Source organism: Paraburkholderia rhizosphaerae, assembly GCF_004366595.1.
GTDB classification, from domain to species: domain Bacteria; phylum Pseudomonadota; class Gammaproteobacteria; order Burkholderiales; family Burkholderiaceae; genus Paraburkholderia; species Paraburkholderia rhizosphaerae.
Genome location: NZ_SORE01000001.1, coordinates 1 through 16977 on the forward strand (window position 1 = coordinate 1; position 16977 = coordinate 16977).

Below are 16977 nucleotides of genomic sequence, written 5' to 3' on the forward strand. Positions count from 1 at the left end.
GCGTTCCAGCGTCCGTACGGCTCGTACGTGATGGAGAACGTGCTGTTCAAGATCTCGTTTCCGGCCGAGTTCCATTCGCAGACCGCGGTGGAAGCAGCAATGACGCTGCACGGTCAGCTTGCCGCGAACGGCAGGCGCGTCGAGGACATCGCGAAGATCACGATCCGCACGCATGAAGCGGCGATCCGCATCATCGACAAGAAGGGGCCGCTGAACAACCCGGCCGATCGCGACCACTGCATCCAGTACATGGTCGCCGTGCCGCTGATCTTCGGGCGCCTGACCGCGGCCGACTACGAAGATGCGATCGCGCAGGACCCGCGCATCGACGCGTTGCGCGCGAAGATCGAATGCGTCGAGGACCCGCAGTACACGAAGGATTATCACGACCCCGAGAAGCGTTCGATTGCCAACGCGCTGACCATCGAGTTCAGCGACGGCACGAAGCTCGACGAAGTGGCCGTCGAATACCCGATCGGCCACAAGCGCCGCCGCGCCGACGGCATCCCGCTGCTGGTCGAGAAATTCCGTACGAACCTCGCGCGGCGTTTCCCGGTGAAACAACAACAGGCGATTCTCAACGTGTCGCTGGACCAGGCAACGCTCGAAGCGATGCCGGTGAATGAATACGTCGATCTGTACGTTATTTAGTTCAGAAACGTAGCAACGTCATTTCCTCGAAAACCCCAGGAAAATACCATGGCCCACAACCTCCACAAAACGCTCAAGGAATTCGACAGCGGTTCCGGCAAAGGCAAGTACTATTCGCTGCCGCAACTTGGCAAAGCACTGAACATCAAGATCGAGCGACTGCCCGTCTCGATCCGCATCGTGCTGGAATCGGTGCTGCGTAACTACGACGGCAAGAAGATCACCGAAGAACATATCGAGCAACTGGCGAGCTGGAAACCGAACGCCGCGCGCGTCGACGAAATTCCGTTCGTCGTGTCGCGTGTCGTGCTGCAGGACTTCACCGGCGTGCCGCTGCTCGCCGACATCGCAGCAATGCGCGGCGTCGCCGAGCGTGCGGGCAAGAACCCGAAGTCGATCGAGCCACTCGTGCCGGTCGACCTGGTCGTCGACCACTCGGTGCAGATCGATCACTTCCGCGAGAAGGGCGCGCTCGACCTGAACATGAAGCTGGAATTCCAGCGCAACAACGAGCGCTACCAGTTCATGAAGTGGGGCATGCAGGCGTTCGACACGTTCAAGGTCGTGCCGCCGGGCGTCGGCATCGTGCACCAGGTGAACCTCGAGTACCTCGCACGCGGCGTGCACAAGAAGACCGATAACGGCGACACCGTGTACTACCCGGATTCGCTGGTCGGCACCGACAGCCACACGACGATGATCAACGGCATCGGCGTAGTCGGCTGGGGTGTGGGCGGTATTGAAGCGGAAGCTGGCATGCTCGGCCAGCCGGTGTACTTCCTGACGCCGGACGTGGTTGGCGTGCACCTGACCGGCAAGCTGCGCGAAGGCGTCACCGCGACCGACCTCGTGCTGACGATCACCGAACTGCTGCGCAAGGAAAAAGTCGTCGGCAAGTTCGTCGAGTTCTTCGGCGAAGGCACGCGCTCGCTGTCCGTGCCGGACCGCGCGACGATCGGCAACATGGCGCCGGAATACGGTGCGACGATGGGCTTCTTCCCGGTCGACGAAAAGACCATCGACTTCTTCAAGGGTACCGGCCGCACCGACGCGGAAATCGCCGCGTTCGAAAACTACTTCAAGGCACAGGAACTGTACGGCGTGCCGGGCGAGGGCGAAATCGACTTCACGAAGATCGTCAAGCTCGACCTGGGCTCGGTCGCTCCGTCGCTCGCCGGTCCGAAGCGCCCGCAAGACCGCATCGAAATCGGCAATGTGAAGTCGACGTTCAAGGACCTGTTCTCGAAGCCGGTCGGTGAAAACGGTTTCGCGAAGAAGGCCGCGGACCTCGACGCGCAATACACGACCAGCAATGGCGTTAACGTGAAGAACGGCGACATCCTGATCGCCGCGATTACGTCGTGCACGAACACGTCGAATCCGAGCGTGCTGCTCGCGGCCGGCCTGCTCGCGAAGAAGGCGGTTGAAGCCGGCCTGACGGTCGCGCCGCACATCAAGACGTCGCTCGCACCGGGGTCGCGTATCGTCACCGAGTACCTGACGAAGACGAACCTGCTGCAGTACCTGGACAAGCTCGGCTTCACGCTCGCCGCATACGGCTGCACGACCTGTATCGGCAACGCCGGCGACCTCACGCCGGAGCTGAACGAAGCGATCACGAAGAACGATATCGTCGCGGCGGCTGTGCTGTCGGGCAACCGTAACTTCGAAGCGCGTATCCACCCGAATATCCGCGCGAACTTCCTCGCGTCGCCGCCGCTCGTCGTCGCGTACGCGATCGCCGGCAATATCACGCGCGACCTGATGACCGAGCCGGTCGGCAAGGGCTCGGGCGGCAAGGACATCTACCTCGGCGACATCTGGCCGTCGAGCGAAGAAGTCAATGCGCTGTTGAAGTTCGCGCTGGATGCCGACGCGTTCCGCTCGAACTATTCGCAGCTCACGAAGAAGGGCGACCTGTGGAGCAAGATCGAGGGCGCTGAAGGCCAGGTCTACGACTGGCCGAAGTCGACGTACATCGCCGAGCCGCCGTTCTTCGGAGACGACTTCTCGATGGAGCCGTCGTCGAGCATCGCCGCGGTCAAGGGCGGCCGTGCGCTCGGTATCTTCGGCGACTCGGTGACGACCGACCACATCAGCCCGGCGGGCTCGATCAAGGAAGACTCGCCGGCCGGCAAGTGGCTGAAGGAAAACGGCGTGCAGAAAGCCGACTTTAATAGCTACGGCTCGCGCCGCGGCAACCACGACGTGATGATGCGCGGCACCTTCGCGAACGTGCGCATCAAGAACCTGATGATTCCGGCGAAGGCGGACGGCACGCGCGTCGAAGGCGGCCTGACGATCCACCAGCCGAGCGGCGAACAGATGTTCATCTATGACGCAGCGATGAAGTACATCGGCGAAGACACGCCGACGTTCGTGTTCGCCGGCGAAGAGTACGGCACCGGCTCGTCGCGCGACTGGGCGGCCAAGGGCACACAGTTGCTCGGCGTGAAGGTGGTCGTTGCGCGTAGCTTCGAGCGTATCCACCGCTCGAATCTGGTCGGCATGGGCGTGCTGCCGCTGCAGTTCAAGGGCTCGGACAGCATCCAGTCGCTAGGCATCACTGGCGAGGAAACGTACGACGTCGAAGACCTCGCCGACGACTTCAAGCCGCAACAGGAAGTCACGCTGGTGATTCATCGCAAGAACGGCGAAACGAAGCGCGTGCCGGTACTGCTGCGCATCGATACGCCGATCGAAGTCGACTACTACAAGCACGGCGGGATTCTGCCGTTCGTGCTGCGCTCGCTGCTCGCTGCATAAGCGCACTGTTAGCGTTGTGTTTTGCAGGTGCCGCGTCTCTCTATGGGACGCGGTGACTTTAGGCCCAGTATTGCTGGGCTTTTTTATGGTTCGCTTTTTATGGTCCGGCGGCGACGGCGCCGGATAGCGGCGTCGTCTGTTCGCGATGCGTATGGTCATCCGTCTGGTCATACGTTTGCCCCTGCGCGTCGACGCCGCGTTGCAGTTGCGCGATCAACACGCGCATCCGTGCGACGAGACTGTCGATTAACGCGGGCGACGGCTGCGGCCGCATCGCGCCGGCCTGTCGCACATCCTCCATCAACCCGGTTGCGCCGACCACACCGAGCGCGCCGCTCAACCGATGCAACAGTGCATGCAATCCATCGGAATCGCCACGTTCACGGCACGCGTGCAGATACATCAGGTCTTCTTCCATCGCCTGTTGCCAACCGCTCACCACTTCGCGAACGTCGATGCCGTGCTCCGATAGCGCATCGAGATGGCGGCGATCAAGCTGTTCTTCCTGTTCGGCCCCGTCGTGCGCGGCGTTCAACGGGGATTCGTCGAATAGCGTGTTCAGGCACGCGCGCAACGCATCAAGACCGGCCGGCTTAGGCAACACGGCGTCGAACAGTGCCGCGGGCACATCAGTACTATTGGCGGTGTCTGTTTCGCCTGTCACCAGCACGACCGGCAACTTGCGCCGCGTGTTTCGGTTCATCGCGCGCACTTGCGCGGCAAACTCAACACCATTTGAGCCCGGCATATGCAGATCGGTAATCAACAGATCGAAGTCCTGCCGCGCCATGGCGGCTACCGCCGGCTCGACGCCCGGCATGGTGACGCAGCGATATCCGAGCACATCGAGTTGTCGCGCCACCACTTTGCGGTTGATCTCGTTGTCGTCGACGACCAGCACGGTGCGCTGCCCGACAGTCCGCGCATGCGCTTGCGTGTCATGCATCGGCAACCGCCTTTCAGGCACCGGCCGATCGACGCTTCGCGACGCGCAGACGCGTTGAACAGCGCTCCAGCACAGTGGATTCACTGACAATGTGAAACGGCCATCCGCTTCGCTCACGCCGCCTGGAATAAATGCTTCGGTTACCGAAACGACACGTGTAGCATGTGGCAATCCGGAAGCCGGCATGTGCTCGTCGGTGAACCAGAAATCGACCTGCGCAGGCGCAGGCGCACCTGCCGGCACGACGTCAACACCGAGCTTGTCGAGCAGATCGCACAGCGCAACGCGTTCATCGCACGCGGGCAGTTCGATCACCGCGCGTCGCCGGCTTTCATTCGATGCCGGCGAAGAGCTGGGACGCTCAACGGTGAAGGGCGCGTGAAATGCGATACATAGGCCAAAGGCCGCGCTGTTGCCGACTTCGATATTGCCGCCCATGCGCTCGGCTAGCACGCGGCACAGCGCAAGATCCGGGTCGCCCTGCGCATCGCTGCGGTCCGGCACCGCGCAATCGGTCGCCGTCGGCACATCGAATCGTGCACCAGGCTGCGCGCCGCTGACCCCAATGAACACGCGCTGGGAACCCGCATTCAACGTCTCGGCGCTCGACGCGAGGGTGAGCCGCCCAACGCTCGTGAACGAGATCGCCGCGTCCAGCAGATTAAACACGATCTGGCCGATGCGCTGGCGGTCGCCCAGCACCGATGCCGCGAGCGACCGGTCGACGCAAACGCGCATCTGCAACCCCTTCGCAATCGCTCGCGGCGCAAGCAGCGCCACTGCGGCATCGATCACGTCGCACAAGTCGACTGGGGATTCGTCGAGCACGATCGAACGCGCATCGCCGGGCGGCGGATCGAACACATCATGGATGTTTTGTGCAAACGTCGTGATTGCCGAGTGAATCAGATATCCGAACGATGCGTCGATAAGCTGTGCGGGACAATGTGTGGCCTGTACGCCCGCCCCGTTCAGCATTCCGGCGATCGCCCGGGCGGGATCGCAAACAACGCGCTGAACATGCTCCGCGACGCGCGCACGTTCACGTTCGTGTTCGATTGCGGCCACCGCCGATCGCCGCTGTGCTTCGAGCTTCAGATTCTCCGCACGAGCCTGTGCGGCGGCAACTTCAACGCGCAGTTGGTTCAGTTCATCTTCGGCGTTGCGCAAGCGGCGCAGCGTAATCTCAAGCGTCGCGCGCGAACGCAGCGTCGCGATCAGCGCCGCCACCACGAGACCGGTCAACGGTGCGCCAAGCAACGCGAATGCACATGCGGACACGAGTGCCGCCGCATGCCTGGCTGCACAGGCATGCGCGAAATCACACAGACGGCGCGCGAGCAGCGACGGGCGCAGCGGGGTCAGGGGCTGACTCATCTTTCCAGTTCGGGCGGGCGAGTTAGTCGATCAGCTTGTGGTGCGCCGCGAAGTCGATCATGCCGGCAAGGGATGAGAGTCCCAGTTTTTCTCGAATACGACACTTGTACGTACTGACCGTTTTATCGCTCAGACTTAATCTGCTTGAAATTTCCTTGTTACTTATCCCACGTGCGAGGTACTGCAATACCTCCACCTCGCGGGGAGACAGGCATTCGAGACCGCCCTCCCGATTTGCGTTACCTGCCTCCGCCGGGAAGCAGTCGTAACCGAACAATACGGTACGTGCCGCAGTCAATAATTCACCGAGCTCGCGCGCTTTGCTAACGTAGCCATTTGCGCCCGCGAGCCGAGTATGGGCGGCCATCACCTGTTCCGGCTTTGCAGACAAGACCAGCATGCGAATGGATTCATTTTGTGCACGAATTTGACGGATCATCGAAAGTCCGTCCAGTCGGGGTAAGTCAAGATCGAGAATGGCGAGATCGGGGGTTTCGGAAAGAATCATTTTCAGCCCATGCTCTCCGTCACCACATTCGCCGACGACCTGCATTTCAGGATCGGTCGCGAGCATGCTGGCCACCGTTCCGCGCACTATCGGATGGTCATCGACAATGACGATTCTTTTCATTAACAATCCTCATTTTCGCTGATTCAGAATTTGACGCAGTTAAAATCAGGTGGATAAATCATCAAAATCAGGTAGGATTATAACAAACACATACGATATGCATTCCTTATCATAAAGCACGATACATCAGTATTGTCCGTATGATTTTTCCTACAAACCGGCTTCGAGTCTGACACATATCCATTATGTCCATGCCGCGTTCCAGCATTATGGTCATCGACGATCACCCCGCGATGCGTCGCGCACTTCGTCAGGTGTTCGGCGAAACCAGCGAATTCAACGTAGTCGCCGAAGCAGGAACGGCAGAGCAAGCGCTGCAACTGAGCGAGACCGCCGCGCCGCAGCTTGCGATCGTCGACTTGCGCTTGCCAGACCTCGATGGTATCGAACTGATACCCGCATTGCGGCGGGTGAGGCCCGAGATGAGGGTTCTCGTCTTCTCGTCGGCCGATGAACGCATTCACGCTGCGCATGCAAAGAAGGCGGGCGCCCACGGCTTTGTCAGCAAGGTACGCGAACCGTCCGAGTTGCTTGCCAGTGCGCGTCTCGTTCTCGCGGGGTATACCTGCTTCGCTTCCGACACCGCCAGGGGGCTTGGTGTCGTGCTCTCCGAACGCGAAACGGCCGTGTTGAGACTGCTCATACGCGGTATCAGCAACATGTCGATTGCAGCGTCACTCGGCATCAGCCCGAAAACGGTGAGCACCTACAAATCACGTCTCATGCGCAAGCTCGCGCTTCGCACCGTCGTCGACCTCGTCGAATACGCGAAGTCGAACGGCATCGGGCACTAACCGGTTTCGCGTCATGTCCGTCAATCACGATGAAAAATCGAGGCGGTCCAGCCTCGCGCGGTCCGCCAACACGCAACAGGACGACGAGGACTCGTGTCGCTGGTCCGATCTGATCCACCACGGCCCTGCAGACCTACGCGAGTTGCTGATTGAAACCACCCTGGTGGATCTTCACGACGCGATCGCCGCGCTGAATACCGGCGACTTCGCCCGAGCGAAGTTCATTGCGCACAGGATGAAGGGAATCGCGCGCATATTGAATGCCGATGAAACGGTTAGCGCATGCGGCGCGCTCGAAATGTATTGCCATCGATGCGATGCAACGCGAGCAGGCGCCGCGCTATTGCAAGTCGAACTTGGCTTCGCGGCTGTTTATCGAACCTTCGATGGATCGGATCAGACGGAACCCTCCGGGCCGTCGGATCCGGATGACTGACTGATCGATTTGACCCGGGCGCCGCGCCCCCGCCTGCGCGACGTCCGCGCGCGGTGGCAGCTACCGGACCACACGTCGCCCGGTAGCCACGGCAATATTCAGGCTCCGTTACCGGCTATTGGCCGCCGCCGCTAGCCGGACCGGTGCGCTTGAAGTTCATCTCCACGCGGCGATTCGGCGCAAGGCACTCGATCAGCTGTTGACGGTCCGTCTCGTCACACTGCACGACAGGGTCAGCCTTGCCGTGGCCGCGCGCCGTCATCGGTACGTTGACGCCGCCCTGCTGCAGATAATGCCGGACTGAATCGGCACGCTGTTTCGACAGCTGCCGGTTGTACGCGTCGCTGCCGATGCGATCGGTATAGCCGTCGATGCCGATGGTGCTGACGTCATCGACCTGCTTCAGATCATCGATCAGCCGATCGAGCCGCTCACGTCCATCGGGCAACATGCCGGCCACATCGCCGCGGTCGAACCGGAATGTCGTATCGCCACGCAGCGTAATCTTCGGCTCGATCTTCGGCGGTGGCGGTGGCGGCGGTTTGCATGCATCGAGTGCCGCATCGATGCCGGGCAGCGTCTGCACGACCCGTTCAACGCGCTGCGCGCTATCCGTGAAATCGCGCGTCCACGCTTCGTGACCCGCATGCATCATGTCGACCTCTGAACAGGCTGTCAGACGTTGCGCTTCGATGCATGTCGGAAACTGCGGCGACGCCTTCGCGGTGAGGATTTTCTGCCAGACGTCCGGACGCACGACCGTCGCCGTGCGTAGCTCCGGATTATCCGCGACGAGACCGTTGCCGGTTTCAAGCGACGTGGTCAGACGATCCGCCTCGCGCAACGCCTCTTCGATAAACCCCCAGTGATTGAACTGGCCGCGTTCCTGCTGCGCGGCATCGGCCCAGCACTGCGCCTTCGCGCCGAAATAGTTGTCCTTGCGCGCGCCGAGCGCCTGCAGCCGCTTCTGCACGGTATCCGCCATCCGGCGGTTGTCCGCGCCACGATAGGTGTCGAGCCATTGTGAAGTCGCGGCGCCGGCGGCACTGTCCTGCGTCGCACCGAAACCGGTCTGCAACACGGTCGGATTCTGCACTTGCAGCTGGTCGCGGGTCGTGGATGCCGAGCATCCGGCAAGCAGCGCCGCACACGCCAGCGAGATCAATGAATACTTCATGTTCGTGTTCCATCAAGAATGGGCCGCGCGGGAAGCCCCGCGCGGCCCGGTCAGCTACACCGATGTATCGGAATTCAGATCAGGGCCTCGCTTCGCCCTAGTTGCCGAATACGATGCCGACGCCCGCGCGCACGATGGTGCTGTTACCGCCCGCGCTCGATACGCCGAGGTTGTAGTTGACCGTCCCCTTGTCGTTCCAGCGCGAGACACCAATCCCGAGCGCCGCGGTGCCGCGATAGCCGGCAACGCCCGCGTTAAGAGTCGTGCGGCCCGGCAGATAAGGCGTGACGACGTTGAGTGCGGACGCGGCAGCGATACCGCGGCGATTGTCGCGATCCATGTCGTTGATCCGGCTCTGGATGCCGTTGACCGCGCTGCCCAACTGACCGACATTGACCGCATCGGTCGGCGCCGATCCGGCCGCCACGTTAGTGATCTGACGCTCCGCGCCGGGTGAACCGACCGATACCGTGTTGTCGCGGTCGGCGACGGCATTCGCGCCGAGCGCAACCGAGTTCGTCGCGGGCGCGGATGCGCCCACGCCAAGCGCAACGGACTGGTTGCCGGCGGTCACGGTGCGTGCGCCAATCGCGATCGCCGCGGTACCCGACGCAACCGAACCGTTACCGATCGCAATCGCGTCACCGCTAGCGGTGCCGGTCGGCAGATCATTGACCACCACCGTCGGGGTCGGCGGCGTGAAGCTGCTGATCTGAGTCGTGACGTACGACTGCATCTGCCGGACGTTGACCGCATCGAACTGATCGACACCGTCAGCGACGTTTTTCAGTTGCGTCGCGGACCCACCGGCGTTCAACGTCACACTGGACTTCGACGCGTTGTCATACGCAACGAACGCGTTGGTCACCACGCCAGTGCCCGGATCGACCGTGATGCCTGCCGCTTTCAGTTGCTTCAGGTTCACGGCGTCGAGGTCGGATTTCGCATCGGCGACGTTGGTCACGGTGACCGGCCCGCTTGTGCCCACACCGCCCAGCGTGACCCTGTTGCGCTTTGTCGAGTCGTACACAACCGCTCCGGGGCCCTGATAACCCGACGCGAGCGCGGAGTCAACTGCATTGAACGCGGTGCCGACGTTGTCGTAGGTGCCACCGTTGATCGAGTAAGTCGGCTTCGTCACCTTGCCGTCCACGCCTACTTTCGCGCCGCCGCCCAGCGCACTCGCGAGCGAATCCGCGGTACCGTACAACTGCGCGCCATTGATCGCATCCTTGCTCGATGCCGTCACCGCGCCGGCCGCGAGGTTGGTCAGCATGACCGGGGCGCTGGCGCCGGTGCCACCGAGGCTGACCCGGTTGTGCGCGGACGTGTCGTACGTGACCGCGTCGTCACTGCCGCTACCCATCGTCGATGCCGCTGTAAGCGCCGCACCGACGTCCGTGTAGGTCTGCCCACCAATCGTGTACTTCGGCGCCTGAACCGCTCCGGTATCGTCGAGCCGCGCGCCGCCACCTAGTGCCGCGAGCGCACCCTTCAACTGGTTCACATTGACCGCGTCAAAGTTGCCGGTGCCCGCACCGACGTTGATGATTTGCCGCTGCAACGTCGCATTGCCGACGGAAACCGTGTTCGCCCGCTCTGCAACAGAGGCCGAGCCGAGCGCGACCGTATTGACGCCGGATGCAATCGCCGAGCTACCGACGGCGAGCACATCCTCGCGCTCCGCGCTCGCCTTATACCCGATCGCGACGCTGTTTCTCGCCTCGAAGCCGGTGGTTGCGCCAACGCCGATCACCGTTGTATTGACACCCAGTGCGCCCGCTTTCGAACCGATCGCGGTTGAGCCGGTACGCATCGCGCCCGCGCCTGCGCCGACCGCCAACGCGTCCGGCCCGGTCGCCGCCGACGTCGGCCCGACAGCCATCGCGTTCAGATCGTCGGATGCATGCGTGGCCGCGCCCGGCGTCGTGTTCGAGCTCACCGCGATAAAGTCGGTCACCGGCTTCGCACCGAGCAGCATCGACTGAACACCCGCGGTCTGCTTGACCACCTGTTGCTTCAACGCAGCCAGTTGTCCGACCGTCGCCGCGTCGGTCGCATCGATACCATCCGCAACATGCGTTATGCGCCGCTGGCTAACCGAATTGCCGACGGACACCACATTGGCAGCGTCCGTCCTCGACCCCATACCAATCGCAATCGAGTTGTCGAACTCCGTCACCGCGTTGTGCCCGATCGCGATCGAATCGACATTTCGAGCCTTTGCATTGCTCCCCATCGCCATCGCGCCATCGGCAGACGCAATGGCGCTCAGACCGAGCGCGACGTTGCCTTTTCCTTGCGGCGTACCCGCACCCGCGCCGATCGCGATCGATTGATCGGCGCCCGCCAGCGCGCCGCTGCCGATCGCAACCGCACTGCCGCCCGTCGCTTTGGCCTCCGGTGTGGACGGATCGTCGTCCGGCGCGGCCACACTGATGTACTTCGTCGCGGACGTCACGTTCGAATTGATCGTATCGACCGTATAACCGACCGCCGCAAGCGCCGAGCCGACGTCGCCGTACGTTTTGCCGCTGACGTTGTACGTCGGCGCTTTGATCATGCCGTCGGCGCCCGCTACCGCGCCACCGCCGAGCGCCGCCGCAGTGGTCGTCGCGGTATTGAACAGTTGCGAGCCATTCACCGCATCGCGGCTGGCAGCCGCAAGCTGGCCAGCGCCCACGTTCTTCAATGCGACCGGCGCCACGGCCGCCGTGCCGCCGAGCGTGACGGAATCGTGTGCGGACGTGTCGTAGAGCACTGCACTCGCGAGGCTCGCAGACGAACTTGCCGCAACCGCCGACTTCAACTGGCTCACGTTGACTGCGTCGGTGCCCGACGAACCCGCCGCAACGTTGGTCACACGGCGCTCCTTGCCGATTGAACCCACGGACACTTCACCCGCCGGGGCGATACCGGCGAGTTCGAGCGAGCCCGGCTGGTAAGCCGGTGCACTGAGGTTCGAAACGGTCAGCGAACTCGCACCGAGCGCGACGGAATTCGCACTGGTCGCACGCGCATTACCACCGATCGCGACGGAATCCATCCCGGTCGCAACGGCCGCATCGAGCGTCGAGTTCGCGCTGAAATATTTGATCCCGCTGCCATTGGTGATGTTGTTCACGACGTTGGTCAGATTCGTCACGTTGCCAGTCACGCTTGCGACGTTCTGATTCGTCTGGAACAACTGCGCGCCGTTCACGGCGTCCGTGCTCGCGGCGCTCAACGTACCCGCCGCAACGCGCGTGATTTTCGTGCCGTCCGTGCCCTTAAGCGTGACCGTGCCGCGCGTCGCGTCGTCGTAAGCGACGAATGCGGACGTTACATTGCCGCTGGTGTCGATGCTCGCGCCGAGATCCTTCAGCTGCTTCAGGTTCACCGCGTCGGAATCCGCCTTGCCGGCCGCAACATTGGCCAGCGTCACCGGCGCCGATGCACTCTTGCCGCCGAGCGTCACGCGCGTTTTCGTCGTGTCGTCATACGCGACGAACGAACCGCTGACGCCGCCCGTCGTATCGAAGCTTGCGCCCAGGTCCTTCAGCTGCTTCAGGTTGACAGCGTCCGTATCGACCGTACCGGCTGCCACATTGACGACCTGACGCTCCGCCCCTGCCGCACCCACTGATACGGTATTTGCACGATTCGCGAGCGCCCCCGAACCGAGCGCAACCGAACCGGACGCCGTCGCACGCGCATCGCCACCGATCGCAACCGAATTCGCCGCGGCAGCCGATGAATCGGCGAGCGTCGAGTTCGCGTGGAAGTACTTCACGCCGTTGCCACCGCCCGTGATGTTGTTCACGACGTTGCTCAGGTTCGTGACGTTCTGATTCGTTTGATAAAGCTGCGCGCCATTCACCGCGTCCGTGCTCGCTGCATTCAACGCACCACTCTTCAGACCGGTGATCTGCGTACCGCCACTGCCTTTTAGCGTAATCGTGCTGCGCGTCGTGTCGTCATAGGAAACAAATGCGGTCGTCACGTTCCCGCTGGTGTCGATGCTCGCGCCGAGGTCCTTCAGCTGCTTCAGGTTCACCGCGTCGGAATCCGCCTTGCCGGCCGCGACATTGGCCAGCGTCACCGGCACCGACGCACTCTTGCCGCCGAGCGTCACGCGCGTTTTCGTCGTGTCGTCATACGCGACGAACGAACCGCTGACACCGCCCGTCGTATCGAAGCTTGCGCCCAGGTCCTTCAGCTGCTTCAGGTTGACAGCGTCCGTATCGACCGTACCGGCTGCCACATTGACGACCTGACGCTCCGCCCCTGCCGCACCCACTGATACGGTATTTGCACGATTCGCGAGCGCCCCCGAACCGAGCGCAACCGAACCGGACGCCGTCGCACGCGCATCGCCACCGATCGCAACCGAATTCGCCGCGGCAGCCGATGAATCGGCGAGCGTCGAGTTCGCGTGGAAGTACTTCACGCCGTTGCCACCGCCCGTGATGTTGTTCACGACGTTGGTCAGATTCGTCACGTTGCCGGCAACGTTCGAGACATCCTGATTCGTCTTGAACAACTGCGCACCGTTTACCGCATCCGTACTGCTCGCGCTCAGCGTCCCGCCAAGTACGCCGGTGATCTTCGTGCCACCGCTACCCTTAAGCGTGACCTGCTGCTTCGTCGAATCGTCGTATGCGACGAAGCCGCCGTTGACGTTCCCGCCGCTATCAAAACTCGCGCCGAGATCCTTCAGCTGTTTGACATTCACTGCGTCGGCGTCGGCCTTGCCGTCCGCGACATTGGCGAGCGTCACCCGCTTCGTCGCACTGGTGCCGCCGAGCGTGACCCTGTCGCGTGCAGACGTATCGTATTTGACAGCGTCGGCCGCGCCCGCTCCGGACAACGCAGCAGCGTTAATCGCGGAGCCGACGTCCGTATAGGTCTGTCCGCCGACCGTATATGCCGGCTGTTTGATGGTGCCATTAGTATTGACGGCAGCGCCGCCGCCGAGCGCGGTCGTGATACCCGTCAACTGCTCGACATTGACCGCATCGAACTTCGCTGTACCGGCCGCGACATTGACGATCTGGCGTTGCTTTGTGCCATTGCCGACCGATACCGAATTCGCGCGATCCGCAACCGACCCGGAACCCAGCGCAACGGCCGTCGACGCATTGGCGGTAGCGCCCCGACCGATTGCGACACCGCTATCCGCCGCGTTCAACGTCACCGCATTCGTACCGATCGCCACTGAGCCGACGCCGTTCGCCACCGATGAAGTCCCGATACCTAACGTATCCTCGGTTTCCGCACTGGCCAGATAGCCGATCGCAACGCCGTTGCGCGCCTCGAAACCGGTCGTTGCGCCCACACCGATCACCGTCGTATTGACACCCAGCGCGCCCGCTTTCGCGCCGATCGCCGTGGAGCCGGTGCGCAACGCGCCCGCGCCCGAGCCGACCGCGACTGCGTTGGGTCCAGTCGCCGCCGACGTCGGCCCGACCGCCATCGCGTTCAGATCGTCCGACGCATGAGTCGCCGCGCCGGGCGTCGTATTTGCGCTGACCGCTATATAGTTGGTGACCGGCACCGCGGCGAGCAGCGCCATCGACTTCACGCCATTGCTTTGCTTCGTCAATTGCTGCTGGAGCGCCGTCAACTGCCCGACCGTCGCCGCATCGGTCGCATTGATGCCAGCCGCGACATTCGTGATGCGCTTCTCGCCGCCGATATGGCCGATCGACACCGTATTGGCCTCATACGCCTGCGCGCCCGAACCCAATGCGACCGAGTCGTCGAACTGCGCGCGAGCGCCCGTGCCGATCGCAAGAGTTCGATTGCCCGCGGCGAACGCCCCGCCGCCGATTGCCGTCGTCTCGCTGCCAAGCGACATCGACTCGCTTGCGTCCGACACCACCTTGACGTACTTCGCAGTGACCTGAACATCCTTGCCGACCGCACCAATCGCGTTCATCGCGGAGCCGATGTCGTTGTACGTGGTGCCTGAAATCGTGAAGGACGGCGCGGTCACCGTGCCATCCTGCTTCACGCTCGACCCGGCTCCGACCACCTTGGCGACGCTGTTTGCCGTCGCAAACAGCTGGCTGCCGTTCACGGCGTCCTTGCTGCCCGCATCGAGCCGGGCCGCCGCGACGTTGGTCACCTGCACGGGCGCCGACGCGCTCACGCCACCGAGCGTCACCTTGTCATGCGCGCTCGTGTCGTAAGTCACGCCATTCGCCGAGCCCGAACCGATCTTCGCATTGACCGCCGACAACGCGGACCCGACATTGTTGTACGTCGTGCCATCGAGTGTATACGCGGTCGACACGCGGCCATCCGCACCCACGGCCGACGCACCGCCCAGCGCGCTCGCGACGCTCGACGACGTTTGATATAGCTGCGCGCCGCTCACCGCATCGCTACTTGTCGCGGACACGCTTCCCGCGGCGACGTTCGTCAGCGCGACAGGCGCACTGGCCGTCGCGCCGCCGAGCGTCACCTTGGTATGCGACGACCCGTCGTACTTCACCGCATCCGCCGAACTGCCGCCGCTCCCGCTTACCGAAAGCGCATCGATCGCTGCTCCGACGTTGTGATAAGTCTTGCCCGCCACCGTATAAGACGGCGCGGTAATCGATCCATCGGCGGTATCGGCGCTCGCGCTACCGCCGAGCGCGTTCGCGGTGCTCTGCGCAAGCGCGCCGAAGCCCTTGCCGATTTCCTGGAAGCCCTGATTCGTTGCGGTCGCCAACGCGAAGATCTGCGAACCGTTGATCGCGTCCGTGCTGTTCTGCGTGATTGCGCCCGATGCCAGATTCGACACTGTCACGGGCTGCGTCGCGCCGACGCCGCCGAGTGTCAGCGTCGTATGCGCGGATGTGTCGTATTGCACGAGATTCGGCACGCCGCCTGTGATCGCGCTCTGCACCGTCGTATTCAACTGACGCAGATTGACTGCGTCAGTGTCGGTCGTGCCAGCGGCAACGTTCGTCAACTGGCGCTCGAGACCCGGGCTACCGAACGAAACCGAGTTCGCGCGATCAGCGCGTGAGTTCGAGCCGATCGCCGCCGAGTTGTACGCAAGCGCGGTCGCATTACCGCCAATCGCGACGGATTCTTTGCCCCCGGCTGTCGAATCGGCGAGCGTCGAATTCGCGTGGAAAAATTTGAGGTCGGTTGGATCGGGCGGCGGCGGGGGCGGCGTCACACCACCGCCGCCCATACTGGCGATCGCGGCATTCAACTGATTGACGTTAACCGCATCGGTCCCAGCGCTACCGGCCGCGACATTGACGATCTGCCGCTCGCCGCCCTGCCGGCCGACCGACACCGTGTTCGCGCGTGTCGCGACTGACTCGTAGCCGAGCGCGACTGACTTGCTGCCAAGCGCGGACGCGTGCGAGCCGAGCGCCGTCGAGCCATCCGCCGACGCTAGCGAGCGCCCGCCCAATGCGGTCGTGTATGTGCTCGTGGCTTGTGCGTCACCGCCCAGCGCAACGGCGTGGTACAGGCCGCTGGCCTGCGCGTTGGCCCCCAGCGCAACGGTCTGCGCACCTTGCGCAAGCGACGCCGCGCCAATCGCGACCGGCCCGTTGCCGGTGTTGCCGCCCTCCGACCCATAAGTCACGCCATCGGTACTGGTGCCGTTGGCGCGCGCCCCACCGCCGATCGAAATCGCATCACTACCCTTCGCCCAGGAGTCGGGCAACGCGGAATTCACATGGAAGTACTTGAGGTTGTTGCGATCGTACGTATACGCATAAGCCTCCTGTGCATTGACGCCGTTATACGTGATGTTCGTCGTGCTGCCGCCATCGCCGCCGCACCAGAATAGAAAACAGAAGAACCAGTCGTTCGTCGGCTTGGGAGTGGCCGCCGCACTATTCGCGCTGGCGATGTTTGACGGCACTTTGGGCACCGTCGACGTATCAGCCGCATAGGACATGCCGGCCACTCCAAACGTAGCCGCGGACGCGAGCGCGGCAGTGGCAATGCTGCGCGCGCGGCGATTCGATTTCTTGCCTGCTGATCGAGCGGTTTCCGCCGCCGCGACATACGTGCCGGTTGACTCGTTCCAGACTGACTTGTACGCCTTGTTCATTCCTCTTGCCTTCTCACAAATAAAACAGGTGAATTCCTCGTGCGTGCGCTTTTAATTGCGCGTGACGGCTCCCGATAAACCCGTCTATCGACGTATCCGGTCGAAACAGGCTTTTCGCGTGGCCAATTTATATTTTCGAGAAGGTTTTA

General features: G+C 62.8%; 8 protein-coding genes. 4 read left to right on the top strand and 4 right to left on the bottom strand.

All coding sequences use genetic code 11. The features are described from left to right. Both BX592_RS00005 and acnA read left to right on the top strand, forming a co-directional pair. On the top strand, positions 1 to 651 hold a 651-nt coding region (locus BX592_RS00005; protein WP_208327824.1), incomplete at its 5' end, for an MmgE/PrpD family protein. 48 nt (positions 652 to 699) lie between these two features. Further along, entirely contained in the window at positions 700 to 3417 is a 2718-nt protein-coding gene (acnA, locus tag BX592_RS00010; protein ID WP_134189595.1) for an aconitate hydratase AcnA, read from the top strand. 97 nt (positions 3418 to 3514) lie between these two features. On the opposite strand, the gene BX592_RS00015 is transcribed toward acnA, so the two are convergent. After that, positions 3515 to 5740 (bottom strand): response regulator, encoded by a 2226-nt coding sequence (locus tag BX592_RS00015; RefSeq protein ID WP_134189596.1) that lies wholly within the window; start codon positions 5738 to 5740, stop codon positions 3515 to 3517. Between the two features lie 22 nt (positions 5741 to 5762). After that, on the bottom strand, positions 5763 to 6371 hold the full coding sequence (locus tag BX592_RS00020; protein ID WP_134189597.1) for a response regulator transcription factor: 609 nt from the start codon (positions 6369 to 6371) through the stop codon (positions 5763 to 5765). Between the two features lie 209 nt (positions 6372 to 6580). Between BX592_RS00020 and BX592_RS00025 the strand changes: the two genes are divergently transcribed. Then, a complete protein-coding gene (locus tag BX592_RS00025) occupies positions 6581 to 7165 on the top strand; it encodes a response regulator (protein ID WP_134189978.1) in 585 nt (194 codons plus the stop codon). A gap of 13 nt (positions 7166 to 7178) precedes the next feature. Next, positions 7179 to 7601 carry an Hpt domain-containing protein gene (locus BX592_RS00030; protein ID WP_134189598.1) on the top strand — a complete coding sequence of 141 codons (423 nt, stop codon included), beginning with the start codon at positions 7179 to 7181 and terminating at the stop codon, positions 7599 to 7601. Positions 7602 to 7716: 115 nt separating this feature from the next. On the opposite strand, the gene BX592_RS00035 is transcribed toward BX592_RS00030, so the two are convergent. Both BX592_RS00035 and BX592_RS00040 read right to left on the bottom strand, forming a co-directional pair. Beyond that, positions 7717 to 8778 (bottom strand): OmpA family protein, encoded by a 1062-nt coding sequence (locus tag BX592_RS00035; protein ID WP_134189599.1) that lies wholly within the window; start codon positions 8776 to 8778, stop codon positions 7717 to 7719. Between the two features lie 97 nt (positions 8779 to 8875). After that, positions 8876 to 16828, bottom strand: coding sequence for an ESPR-type extended signal peptide-containing protein (locus tag BX592_RS00040; RefSeq protein ID WP_134189600.1), 7953 nt, complete (start codon positions 16826 to 16828; stop codon positions 8876 to 8878). Positions 16829 to 16977: the final 149 nt, after the last annotated feature.